Origin of the sequence: Fodinibius salsisoli (assembly GCF_026229185.1) — a bacterium.
GTDB classification, from domain to species: domain Bacteria; phylum Bacteroidota; class Rhodothermia; order Balneolales; family Balneolaceae; genus Fodinibius; species Fodinibius salsisoli.
Genome location: NZ_JAGGJA010000007.1, coordinates 190,861 through 204,394 on the forward strand (window position 1 = coordinate 190,861; position 13,534 = coordinate 204,394).

The following is a 13,534-nucleotide window of genomic DNA, read 5'->3' on the forward strand; positions in this document are numbered from 1 at the left end:
TAGCCAGAATTAGACAACCAAAATTACCAATAAGGTATATAACAGGCCTCCCAATCCTGCAGCCGTTAATGCCAGGGGAATTTGAGTATACACGTGATCCATCAGATCACAACCGGTAGCCAGTGAAGATAAAATCGTAGTATCTGAGATAGGCGAACATTGATCTCCAAATACACTGCCGCCTACTACCGCACCGAAGCAAAGAGTGATAAAAAACTCATCCGGTAGTACGGCCCATGCCAGGGGCATGGCTACCGGAAACACAACGGCGTAGGTGCCCCATGAAGTGCCTGCCGAAAAGGCGATAAGCATACACAATCCCATCAAAATGGCTGGTAAGGCTGCCGGAGCAATAGTATCCCCTACTAAATCAACCACATATTCCGCGGTCCCTACTGCCTCGGCAACTTCTTTGAGAGAGACCGCCAGTGCCAGGATAATAGCTCCAATCGTGACGCCCTTACAACCATCGACAAATCCATCCATGACCGTCTGCAAGTCCATACCCTTAGCCAGAGCCACAAACATACCGGTTAATACTGCCAGCACAAAGGCTTCAGCAATCAATAGCGTAGGATCTTCGGTATTGCCCATCACATAGGCGGTATATCCATAAGGAATAATAGCCACGCCTAATAAAGTACCAATGGGACCAAAAAAATCGACCAGCCCGGAGTTGTAATCCTCCGGAACATCCACTTCCGTCAGTTCGGAGGAAGCCATAGGCTGGGCGTCAGCTCGGTCCAGGCTACCCTCGGTTCGGGCACGACTGATAGCCTCACGCATTTTCTTGCCGGGAATCCAGGGAAGCAGCTCCCATGCAAACAGGAGCGTTATCAGCAAAGCAAAAATGCCATAAAAATTAAAGGGTAAGGCCTGGATAAAAAAGGCCACGCCATCCTGCGCCGTCTCAAATAACGGAATAGTGCCCACTACAAGTCCGGCGATATATAATGGCCACACGTTAAACGGGATGACCGTAGCTGCCGGCGAGGCGGTGGAGTCGACCATGTAGGAGAGCTCTTCATGCGAAACTTTGTGCTTATCGGCAATTGGACGCACCGTCGCACCCGTCAAGACGGTACTGATCGTACCTCCCTGGTGAAAGACCAGCCCCATCATCCAGGTAAAAAACTTAGCACTTTTTCTTCCACGTACCATCCGTTCACTGGCCCAGTGTGCAAACTTCTCGGCGCCACCCGTTCGTGTCCAGATGCCAATAAGTCCGCCCAGTGACCAGAGGTAGACCAATAAAATAAGAGCAAAACTTTCGGTCCCAATGGAAGGGATCAAAAACTCCTGCACTACATTCAATTTCCCGGATATAACGCCTCCTAACGCTATGCCTACAAACAGGGAGCTTATCACTTCCCGTGTCCAGAAAGCTAAACCGATGGCAACCAGCGGCGGAGCTACTGACCACCAACCGTAATGGCCATTAAATTGGGGAAAATCACCGGCAAAGATAACCCCAAGTACAACCAGAAGAAGCGTAATTGCCAAATTGATCCAATTGCCTTTCGAAAATGAGTTAAGCCATGATTGGTCAGTATGGGTCATAATAGATCTGGATATATAATTTTAAAAATTCAACTGAATTTTACATATAGCGATTAGGATCCATCATAGGATGGGAGAGTTTAGCCTGATTTTCAGTAATCAATTGACTAATTATTTCACCACTGGCAAAGCTTAAACTCATGCCAACCATTGAATGGCCGGTAGAAACAAAGATACTATTAAATGGTTCAACTTTGCCTACATAAGGCAAACCATCGGGCGAACAAGGGCGCAACCCTACCCAGACATCTTGCCCATCCAAATCCCCCAAAGAGTATTCTGGAAAATATTGAGTGACAGATTTTTTCAAAGCAGAAATTTTAGCAGGTGTAACAGATTGATCTTTTCCTACAATTTCCATCGTCCCCGCGAATCGCAGATCACCCATCATCGGCGTTACAGCCACTTTCTTCTCTGCTAACAAGAAATTAATCTGTGGTACGGTCGAGGGAGAATCAAGCGTTATGCTGTACCCCTTACCAGCCTGAAGGGGAAGCTTAAAATTAAGGCGCTTCAATAATTCCGGTGTCCATGCTCCACTGCATAAGACCACCTGAGTTCCACTTAATTTTTGATTGTCTGAGCTTACAACATCTACCTTTCCTTCAGATTTCTCATTTATATCTGTTATCTCTGTATTAAACCTGAAGTTCACCCCTTGCTTTTGCAGTAGAGCTTTGAGCTGTTCCATTAAATGTCCGGGGTGTAAATGAGCATCCTTAGGGTAATATACTGCGCCATGGATATCCATTCTGATATTCGGTTCCATTTCCTGCACCTCTTTGGCCGACAGAACTTCCGTCGGAACCCCAAGAGCACTCGCTTTTTGTGCTTTTTTTGCCTCTTTTTTTAACCCTTTTTCTGTTTTACATATTGTTAAGTGCCCGTTCTTCTGAAACCCAAAACTGATTGATTCTTTTTTCTCAAGATCAATTAGCAAGTTTTGGTTTCTAAAAAGCATATCTCTCAGCACCGGTCCTGCCTCATCCACATGTTTTTCGGTAGAAGCCTTTCTGAACTTCCATATCCAGCTAATCAGTTCTTTATTTAAACGAGGCTTGATATAAAAGGGACTTTCTGCCTTAAGCATCCAGCGCAGCCCCTCGCTAATAACCCCAGGGGATGAAAGGGGGATAATATGCCGTGGTGCAATCAGACCGGCATTGCCATATGAACAATTATCTTCGCCATCCCCTTTTTCACAAATGGTAACAGTTATCCCATTTCTTCTTAAATAGTAAGCCACGGCCAATCCCGCAATACCCGCACCAATGACTATGACATGATCTGTGTTATTCATCATTGCATTCAATCAAAAACAATATTAAAATTTTGTTGTACTTAAGTTCTTTTAGTGCCTCTCTTTATTTACTCCGGAGCTGTATAAAGATCAGTTTACCATAAAATTGCAGTCAGAGGACAAATAGTACTACTTGCTTATTGCCCCGAGTCCAATAATTTTGTCTGTATATTGATTATTCTAAATACATTATACACTTCCATTCTATTAAAAATTAGTTGTGCAAACAAAACGCTTAATCCGCTTTTATTGGTCTGAATGATTTAACACTCTCCCCCATCGCCGATCCGATATTTGACCCTCTTCAAGAGCGTATTGCCCATTCACCAGAACATATTCCATTCCTTTTGAAAATCGGTGCGGCTGTTGGAAGGTTGCTTTATCCAATAATTGATCCAAATCAAAAATGGCAAGGTCGGCCTTGGCTCCTTCTCGAATCTGTCCCCTGCCGCTAATGTCAAAGACCTGGGCCGGCAATGTGGTCATGCTTCGGATGGCGGAGGCTAAATCGATCACCTCTTTCTCTAACACATATTTCCGTATCTTTCGGGGGAAAGTTCCATAGTTTCTGGGGTGTGGGACGCCTTGCCCCATCTCCACGAGTCCACCATCAGAGCTGGTCATCGTCCACGGCTGACGCATAAAGCGGTGCACATCCTCCTCTTTCATATTAAAGGATACGATACCAGGCCTCCCTTTCTTGATAAGCTCAACGGCCATATCCAGTGGAGGTACGTCCCGGGCATCGGCAATTTCTTTTAGCGTCTTACCTTCTATGGTTGAATCCGGACTGTAATACCGAAACTGGATGCGATCTGGTCCACCACGGCGGGCTAAATTTTTCTCCATTGCAGTACGTATTTTGGGAAGTTTTTCTGGATCTTTCAGCCGTTTTACAAGTTCTTCATGCCCGCCCTCTTCGGCCCACCTGGGCACCAAAGCAGAAATCAAACCTGTGGCTGATGCCATATAGGGATACTGGTCGGCAAAAACTTCGACCCCTTCAGCACGCGCCTTTTCAATATTTGCTACGATCGTTTCCGACAGATCCCACACCGGAGGTCCCAGTGCCTTAATATGTGTGACGATTCCAGGCAAAGCTGCTTCTCTCGCAACCTGGATGACTTCGTCAACGGCCGCCTCCAGGCCAATGGTATAGTTGGATTCATCCCGGATATGGCTTACATAGGCTCCTCCAAGCTGGGCTGCTACTCTGGAGAGCTCGATTAATTCATTAGTCTTTGCATAGCTGCCCGGAGCATAAAACGGGCCGCTGGAAAGTCCAAATGCCCCAGACTGCATTCCTTCCCGAACCAATTGCTTCATCTTTTCCAGCTCTTCTGATGAAGGTGCCCGGTCTTCCATTCCCATCACTTCTTTTCGAATTGATCCTTGGGGAACCATCTGCGCCACATTGACGCCAAGGCCATCTTCAAGCAACCCCTGGCGCTGCTCTTTCAGATCAACGGCGCCTCCTCCATCCGGGTTGACAAATACGGTGGTGATGCCTTGCAGAAGCAACGGTTTGGCATCGCTAAGCTCCGGTTTGGTAAGCCCGGAAGCGGCGTGAGAGTGTACATCAATAAAACCCGGCGTTACATAGAATCCGCTGGCATCAATAGTATCACGGGCGGCCGCTTTTACAACTCCAATCTTGACAATTTCATCATCCCTGACAGCAATATCTGCATAGTACCAGGGATTACCGGTGCCGTCTAAAACTTTACCATTAATAATCAGCTTGTCATATTCCACCGATGCATCGGGCTGTGGGGTACAAGCGGTGAATACGAGAGTAATTAAGCCTATTAAAACTTTGTACATGCTACTTGTTTTGTAATGAATCCCAATTATCATCCTCATAAACATAATCCGAGCTATTTTGCTCTTCCATCCACTGTTCCCGGTCAAATCCTGCTTGACAATCTTTCTTCGCAAGCACTTCAGTTAGTTTTGGTTTCGGATATTTGATTGAATGTCCTAATATAATAGAATCTGTCTTCGCCCGAATGAGCTTCATATACTCATGTTGATAAGTATTATTGAGTATAACTACTGTGCTTTTCCGATCTCTGAACCGTTTAATATAGCTTAAATTACCTGCCCAGCTACCTGTGTGGTACGAGACTTTGCCCTCCTTTTCGTTTGTATAATTATGCCAACCAAAGCCGTAGTCTGTTTCTACTCCTTCAAATTCTACCGGTGTAAACATTTTCTCTTTCGAAGATGCTGTAAGAAACTGATCGGTATATAACAGTTTGTCCCATTTAAGTAGGTTATCAATACTCATGGAAAGTCGTCCCGGTCCCAAGCGCCCACTCAAAAACTGATAGTATTTTTTCCCAGGTTTATTCTCCGGCCGGATATAACGGCAAGAATCGGCCGACCACATAAAACCCGGGGCATAGCTATCTTCTTGAAAAACTTCTGCTCTCGCAAAAAAGCCAGCATCTTTAAATTCAAAAGGCTCAAAAAGTATTTCGGTCAAATATTCATCCAGCGGTTTACGTGATGCCGCTTCTACTACTTCTGCCAGTATAACATAGCCGGTATTGCTGTAGTCGTACTTGGTACCAGACTCAAACTGAGGCGCAGGCTGCTGCTCTATCAGGTAAGAAATAATATCTTTATTTGTAGCTACCTGATCGCGAGGCCAGTGCTCTTTGAAATACTGTACATAATCTGGCAGTCCGGATATGTGGCTCAACAGATGCTCAATTCGAATCTCTTCGTATGGAAACTGGTCCGGTAGATAGTGTTTAATATCATCTTTAACTGAAAGTTTATTCTGCTGTTCGAGATGAAGAATAGCAGCAGCGGTAAACTGTTTGGAAAGGGAAGCTATTTCCATCAGGGTAGATGGCTCAAATGGGGTCTCTTTTTCCAGGTTGGCTTCACCAAATCCCTGTTTAAAAATCGTTTTTCCGCTGTCAACAACGGCTACTGCACCATTAAACATGCCATGCTCATGCAGATGGGTGAACAGGCTATCCAGTTGTTGTGCTTTGGCATTGGAAATGGGCTTCGGAGGCGCACTGCAGGCTGTTAACACCAAAATAATGAGGACGAATAAGAGAAAGTAGCTATTCAAGTGTTGTATCATATTATATCTTTTTCCAGGAACATTTTTTCAGACCTATACCCGGGTCTTCCGGGAGCCTTATTTTTCCATCCGCAACCTCAGATGCCTGGTACGGGTCATTTGTAACATTTAAATTACCATCAAGGTCTACCCAATCTGCAAGAGTACCTAAATGGGCCGCGGCAGTAATAGCGCAAGAGGTTTCAGACATGCATCCCAGTAATACTTTAAGACCCAACCCCCGAGCAGCATGAATCATTTTGCGGGCCTCATGAATTCCGGTAGACTTCATGAGTTTAATATTCACTCCATGATAAAGCTCCCGTGCTTGCGCCATATCAGGCAACCGCTGTACTCCTTCATCCCCTACAATGGGTAGCGGACTTTTATTTTTTAGCCATATTTGACCATCAATATCATCTTTGGGAAGCGGTTGTTCTATAAAAACCACTCCTTTGTCACTAAGCCACTTGATTATTGCCAGTGCCTCTCCAGGATCTTCCCACCCCTGATTGGCATCTACATACAATGGTTGGTCACTGACCTCCCGGATTGCTCTGATTATTGCTTTATCTTCTTTAGTTCCAGTTCCCAGCTTTATTTTTAAGTAATTAAACTCGCTGGCTTCCTCTACGCGCTTCTGTATCGTTTCTGGACTATTGATGCCAATTGTTTTAGAAGTAGCAAGTGTACAGGCAGGCAATCCAAGATATTGATGCAACGGGAGCATTAGTAACTTGCTTACCAGATCATGCAAAGCGATATCAATTGAAGCTTTTACAGCTGTATTTCCAAGCGCTATAGCATCAACTGCTTGGAGTATTTTTTCAACTTCAAAAGGGGATTGAAAGCCTGACAAATCGAGCTTATGTAAAAAATCGGTAGCTGAATCAATAGTTTCTCCATAGAGAGGAGGCATAGAGGCTTCCCCCAGGCCTTCTATGCCTCTATACCGAATCTTCGTCAACAGTATAGGAGTTTTAGTTCTTGACGCTCCTGAAATTTTAAATATATGCTTCTTTTTCAGGATATAAGGCTTAAACTCCAGCTGTAACATAATTGACGTTACATAGATTAATCCTACTCTACTCCTTCAATTGTTAATTCATACGTATCGAGGTTTTGGGCAGGCTCTACATCTCCACGATTCTCCAGCCTAAGAAATAGAGTTCGGATTTCTCCCTCTGGAAGTGAATTTCCATCCAAATTTATAGTTACTGCTGCCGAACTTGAATTAGCGGGGATGGTGACGGGCGAGGTAGAAAGCAGTTCGTAGTGCGTTCCGGCTTCAGCTGTCGTTTCTTCATCAACCAAAAAATTCACCGAAACATCATTATCACGCTGGGCTCCTATAAGTTGAATCAAGACCTCCACCTCTCCTTCATCTTCATCAAAGGTATCTGTTTGAGGTCGAAATTCAAGTTTAGCCTCTCCCTGATAGGTTTGATCTTCTTGTTCAAACAGATCATTCAAACAACCCGTCAAGAATAGTGAGACTAATAAAACTGATAATATATTATATGCTGTTCGTTTTTTCATAATAAACTATTTAATCTTTTTAGATCATTTTCTGAATTAGCCTTAATCGAAGAATGGATTCTCCACCAGTTCAGGGTTTAGTTCCACTTCTCCATCAGGTAAATCATCCAGGAAATAGTATTCTTCATATGGAAGAAATGATACCGTTGTTGTACCATCATCTAGGTCAAACGCTACCTTGCGCAAGTCACGTCCGAGCCGTTTAAGGTCAAAAAAGCGATGGCCTTCGGCCACTAACTCTCGGCGGCGTTCCTCAAGAATTTCATCAAGTACAGCCTCTTCTGTCACCGGACCCGTATAAGCATCGATGCCCCGCTTGGCACGCAATTCATTCAATTTAGCGACAGCTGAAGATGGACCTTCGGTATTGAGCAGTGCTTCGGCCTGAATTAGAACCATCTCAGCAACTCGGAAATGAACATAATCGTCGGCGAACTGACCCTGCTCAGCTGCATATTTGTGCAACTCGAGATTATCAATGTTAACCCCGGCACAGGCGTTAACTTCTTCTTCAGTAACATCATTAAAACATGGGGTATACCAGGCTTTCAGGCGTGCATCGCCTTCCGGGTAAGAATCAATCAGATCTTGGGTAGGTATTTGCCCAAACCATTGCATGGAAGTATACGCGGCTAAACCGTCATTTACACCACCTGATTCTGTTGCCGGATCTACATCAAACGTTAATATAGCCTCAGGGTTGCTGGCCGATTCATCAAACATAGTAGCAATTTCATCAGCTTCAGCAAGACGAGCGCCGGATTCAGCAATGGCATCAGTTGCAGCAGTATTGGCAACCTCTAATTCCCCCTGGTATAGATTAACCCGAGCTTCCAGTGCTTTAACAGCTGCCGGTGTAATATAAAATGGTCCTTCAGCAGATGATTGGCTTAAAGCCTGGTATGAAGCCTCCAAATCACTTTCAATTTGGGTATATACTTCTCCCACTGTACTTCGTGCCTTAAAATCTGCATCAGTAACATCAAGTGTTGGCTGCGTACGTATTATAACTCCTAAATCGAAGCCCGTCGCATCTCCTGAACTCGGTGCCATCCCCGGCTCATAGCCAAAGATACGTACCAAATGATGCAGCGCGAAGGCTCTCATGAAGTAGGCCTCTCCCCAGAATTTATTTTCAGTTTCCGCATTTAAAACCCCCTCCTGTACCCCCTCCAACAGGATATTGGCATCGTTTATCATATCATATAGATCATTCCAGGCTGCAGTTCCGAGCCCTGCTTCAAAAACATTATTGTTAAAATCTTCAAAGCGTGTTCCGGAACCGATATCGGTATTATCAGCCAAGGCGCTGGGACCAAGCAGCCAAGTAGTATTCATATCTGGGGCTGCTAACATACGGCCATACATTCGGGCACGGACACCTCGAACTGCCTCCGGGCTTGTTAGAGCAGTGTTTTGATCCACGGCAGTACTTGGGTCTGTCTCACTGAGCAAATCGCTACAAGCCTGTGTTACGAACAGTGTGCAAACAAGAATGATTAATTTCATTGGATATTTCATAGTCAAACCTTTTATTTTTTTTAAATCGTTTAAAACTTCAGCTCAATACCACCATTAATTTGCAGAGCCGTAGGAAATGAAGCAGAAGATTCAGGTCCTACTGTCTCCGGATCAACATAAGGATAAGCTGTCCACGTCATTAGGTTTGTACCTGAACCGTATATACGAATACCTCTCAAATTTAATTTTTCGACAATGTGATTAGGCAAAGAGTAACTCAAGCTTATATTTTTTAAACGAATATAACTTGCATCAAACAGAGAGTTACTGCTGTTGACATCTGACCAGCCGGATGCTTCAAAATACCCGTTCCCATTTTCTTCCGCTCGGGGATATTTTGTAACATCACCGGGCTGTCGCCAGCGCTTAGTATGTACTTCTCTGAGCACTCCTTCTTCATCAGCAAAGAGATAACTGAACTCCGTTTGTGGCTGTACTGTTTGTCCAAAGCTATATTGAAAGAAAACATCAAGCGACAAACCTTTATAGGAAAATCGGTTGCCAAATCCACCGATCAAATCCTGCTCACCGCCATCCAAGAAAACATTATCGGCGGTCGTTGGGTTATAGGTAATATTACCATTAGCGTCATACCACATGGGGCGACCGTCTGCGGGATTAACACCAGCCCATTTTGGCATCCAAAATGCATCCAGCGAGTGGCCAACAGCAATGGGATTATCATTGCCCGGATCTAACATTTTGCTGCCATTAGCCAATTCTTTTACTTCGTTCTGTTGGACGGCAATATTGAACCGGCTTGTCCAGAAAAAGTCCGATGCATCAAGGTTTATGGTACGGATTTCAAACTCTACCCCCCGATTCTCGACCTTGCCAATATTTTGTGTATAAGAACCCAGCCCAGAATCTGTTGGAAGAGGTCGGTCTAAAAGCAAGTCAGAGTTTATGCGCCTGTACAAGTCAAGGCTACCAGATATACGATTATTTAAAAACCCAAAGTCCATTCCTACATTAAGCTCTCTGGACTTCTCCCAGGTCAGCAAGGAATTTTGAAGCTGGGTAATCGTCAAACCGGTAACGCCTTTATAACTACCTGCAACCCCAAATAAGCCTCGTGCTTCGTAGTTATCGATTGCAGTGTTTCCTGTGATGCCATAGCCGGCTCGTAACTTCAGTTGGTCAACAAAGTCAACATCAAAGAAATTTTCTTCACTGATCAACCAGGATACTGATCCTGATGGAAAGAATCCCCATCGCTTATTGCTACCGAATCGCGAAGAGCCATCATAACGGGCTGTTACGGTTGCGTAATATCGAGAATCATAATTGTAGTTGGCTTGTCCAAAATAACTGGCGATTCGGAATTCAGAGTTAAATCCCTGGCCTGCTTCCGGTGTTGCTGCGGCATCAAGTACTCCTAGAAAGGGATTCCCTATACCAATTTGATTTGCCTCTACTTCGTCTAAATATTCTCGGCGATATTCGCCTCCTATTAAACCCGATACATTATGAACTTCATTGAACGTTTGCCTTGCATTTAGAAGGAGGTTGGCACTAAAATTACTTACCGTTCCAAACCGACGGTTCACACTTCCATCTGCGCTTGGGTCAGCCAAGGGTTTTTCCCAATCACGTTCCTTCTCAACTCTATAATCAATTCCCACCATTCCGCTAAGGGATAACCAAGAATTGAAATCATAAGTAGGTGCAAGATTCGCCAGGATTGATGTTACCTGGGTTGAGCGGACTTCTTCATTAAGGATAACCGCCGGGTTATTGTTGAGCCCCTGCTCGGTATTAGGATTATAGCTACCGCCCTCTGAGAGTGTATTTTGTCCTGTTAGATTCCCATCTGCATCCAAATACGGAAACGACATGGGAACTTCCTCAATAGACTGATAGAACGGACAATTTACATAAAACCCATCCTGACAAACTCCCGGGGCCGAAGTATTTGCTAAGTTCACATTAACTTTGGCCGATAGCTTGGAGTTAAATTTATGATCAAAATTCGTCCGTAAATTAAATCGCTCAAATCCAACCTCCTGAACCTGCCCTTCTGTATTTTCCCATCCCCCTGATATATAATATTGGGTTTGTTCGGATCCGCCACTGGCTGATACATTGACAGAATTAGATACCCCATTTCGATAAATATAGTCTTGCCAATCAAAAGTTGGCAAACTGCCTGGATCAAAGTTTTTATCATATCCAAAATCTTCAACGTCACCACGCGTTTCCGTTTCTCCCTGTGCTTCGAAGTGATATTCCACCCATTCCTGAGAGTTCATCATATTCAGCCGTTTAATATCCTTCCGGATACCCGTTTCATAATTCACGCTAATCTGTGTGTCGCCTTGTCGGCCCCGTTTTGTAGTAATCAACACTACCCCATTGGCAGCCTGGGCTCCATAAATGGCAGCAGCAGACGCATCTTTAAGGATTTCAATGGATTGTATATCCGAAGCCGGAATATTATTCAGAGGAGAAACATCATTCGATTCTGTATTACTCTCAGAGTTGACCGGCACGCCATCAACAATCCACAGCGGTTCGTTACCGGCATTAATCGAGCCCGTACCCCTGACCCGAACCTGAAACCCACCGCCCGGGTTACCACTGGAGGTCGTTAACTGAACACCTGAGGCCCGTCCCTGAAGTAAAGCCTCCGCACTTTGTAGCGAAACATCTTCTAAATCATCTGAATCGACGGTACTTATGGAACCCGAAAACTCACGCTTTGTTTGCGTACTATATCCCGTAACGATGACCTCATCAAGCCCGAGATCACTACTTTCGAGGCTAATTGTAAGTTCTGTTGCCTGGCCATCTTCAACTTCAACGGTATTTTCATAACGCTCATACCCTATAAAAGATACGGTAATGTTATAGGTCCCAGCTTCAACACCCGTTATTTCAAACTTACCGTTCACATTTGTAGAAGCGCCCTGCCCAGTAGCCTCTATAAAAACATTCGCTCCGGGGAGTGGTTCGCCGGATCGTGCATCTGTCACGGTTCCGGTTATGGTTCCGGCCTGCACCGGTACTTCTGTTTTTTGTTCTTTAATTAAAATCACTTTGCGGTTATCCGAAAGAGTGGCATACAGCCCCGTGCCTGACAGTAACGCATCCAACACCATATAAACTGAAGCATTTTCAGCCTCATAGGTTATAGGCTTTTGTGGAACTGCTTGTGTCTCGTAGGAAATCCCTACGTTGGCTTTTTCTGCCAACGTTTGCAGAGCATCACTGAGCTGCTCATTGTCAAAGGCTACGCTTACCCTGCGTTGTTGCTCAACCTCCATATAATTCATCGCCGTTAATTGTCCGACTACCGTTCCTTCACTTAGCAAAACGATACCCATACACATAAACAACCACTTTAAAATCATTTTACTCGGTATGTATCTACATCTCATATTACCACCCTTTTTGAGTTTATCATTTGTTTTAATACATGCTTGGATAGTTAGATATAATGATATCTATGTCATCCAGACAATTTTACCATTTTCCCTTTTTTGATAAGTTATATTAAAAGTCTTAGCGATGACATCCAGCACTTCACTCAAGTCTGTCTTCTCAATATTGGCTGTTAGTTTAAGCTTTCTAAGCTTTCTTGATTTAAATTCTACCTCCACATTATACAGATGCTCTATCTGACGACTTACTTGTTCCAGTGTTTCACCGGAATAAACCAATCTGTTGTAGATCCAGCTTAAATAGTTTTTTGCGTTTACTTTCTCTATTGTAATTTGCCCATCGCCCAAATGTAGCAATCCAAAGTTGTTCCGTGTTAAAAGCGCTCCTCCTGAACTACCGTCTCCCTTTTGTTTTAAAGCTACTTTCCCTTCAATAACAGCTACTTCAACACAGTTCTGTGTAGAGTCTGTATTGACGTTAAATTTTGTTCCCAAAACCTCAATAGTGGAGCCTTCGGTATTGACAATAAAGGGGTGATCGGTATTTCTTGCTACTTCAAAATAAGCTTCCCCCTTAAGATTCACATTTCGTTTGCCCTCCTGCATCTTTGTGGGAACCTTGAGCTGCGACTGCTCATTCAACCGAATTTTAGTACCATCAGAGAGCGTGAAGATATGCTGTTGGCCCTGCTGTGTGACATAGGTAATGGTTTTTGGCTGTGGATTTTCACTACCGAAAGACAGGTATCCCTCCAAGTAGAAAAAAGCGGATATGCCGACCAAGATGAGCAAGATAGAAGCCACTCGGATGCCAATACTAAACCTGTGGTTAGTATCTGGATATTTACGTTTCTGTAGCTGTATCCGATTAAAAATATGCTCACTATCAGCAGGATAACAACCAAATTCATGGGGAGTTTCTAACGCGTTCTCAAATTCTTCCTCCATTTCCTGAGCAAGGAAAGTTCTTCCCTCTTCCGTCTGAAACCAGCCTAATACCTGGTCCAACTCTTCATCAGAGCATTCATCACGAAAATATTTATCAAGCAGACGTTGGTCCATTACAGTTCAGCTATTAGCTTTTTCGTTTGTCTATAGTTTATACAAACGAGAACCATAAAAGTATTACGCCAAATAGATAATTATTTT

Annotated in this window: 9 protein-coding genes; all 9 read right to left on the bottom strand. The window is 44.1% G+C overall.

Translation table 11 applies throughout. The annotated features are described in order from the left end of the window. Positions 1-9: 9 nt before the first annotated feature. Positions 10-1,560, bottom strand: a complete 1,551-nt coding sequence (locus J6I44_RS11950; RefSeq protein WP_265766367.1) for a Na+/H+ antiporter NhaC family protein — start codon at positions 1,558-1,560, stop codon at positions 10-12. A 40-nt stretch (positions 1,561-1,600) separates the two neighbouring features. Further along, positions 1,601-2,863, bottom strand: coding sequence for an NAD(P)/FAD-dependent oxidoreductase (locus tag J6I44_RS11955; RefSeq protein ID WP_265766368.1), 1,263 nt, complete (start codon positions 2,861-2,863; stop codon positions 1,601-1,603). A gap of 243 nt (positions 2,864-3,106) precedes the next feature. Beyond that, positions 3,107-4,684, bottom strand: a complete 1,578-nt coding sequence (locus tag J6I44_RS11960; RefSeq protein ID WP_265766369.1) for an N-acyl-D-amino-acid deacylase family protein — start codon at positions 4,682-4,684, stop codon at positions 3,107-3,109. A 1-nt stretch (position 4,685) separates the two neighbouring features. Then, the gene (locus J6I44_RS11965; protein WP_265766370.1) at positions 4,686-5,963 is read right to left on the bottom strand and encodes a serine hydrolase domain-containing protein; all 1,278 of its coding nucleotides are present in this window, start codon (positions 5,961-5,963) and stop codon (positions 4,686-4,688) included. 1 nt (position 5,964) lies between these two features. Continuing rightward, positions 5,965-6,999: a dipeptide epimerase gene (locus tag J6I44_RS11970; RefSeq protein WP_265766371.1), complete on the bottom strand. Its 1,035-nt coding sequence runs from the start codon at positions 6,997-6,999 to the stop codon at positions 5,965-5,967. A gap of 23 nt (positions 7,000-7,022) precedes the next feature. Continuing rightward, complete coding sequence (locus J6I44_RS11975; RefSeq protein WP_265766372.1) at positions 7,023-7,481, bottom strand: DUF4843 domain-containing protein; 459 nt, start codon at positions 7,479-7,481, stop codon at positions 7,023-7,025. Between the two features lie 42 nt (positions 7,482-7,523). Next, positions 7,524-9,002, bottom strand: a complete 1,479-nt coding sequence (locus J6I44_RS11980; protein WP_265766373.1) for a RagB/SusD family nutrient uptake outer membrane protein — start codon at positions 9,000-9,002, stop codon at positions 7,524-7,526. Positions 9,003-9,031: 29 nt separating this feature from the next. Next, positions 9,032-12,328 (bottom strand): SusC/RagA family TonB-linked outer membrane protein, encoded by a 3,297-nt coding sequence (locus tag J6I44_RS11985; protein WP_265766374.1) that lies wholly within the window; start codon positions 12,326-12,328, stop codon positions 9,032-9,034. Positions 12,329-12,448: 120 nt separating this feature from the next. Next, positions 12,449-13,447 carry a FecR family protein gene (locus J6I44_RS11990; RefSeq protein WP_265766375.1) on the bottom strand — a complete coding sequence of 333 codons (999 nt, stop codon included), beginning with the start codon at positions 13,445-13,447 and terminating at the stop codon, positions 12,449-12,451. Positions 13,448-13,534: the final 87 nt, after the last annotated feature.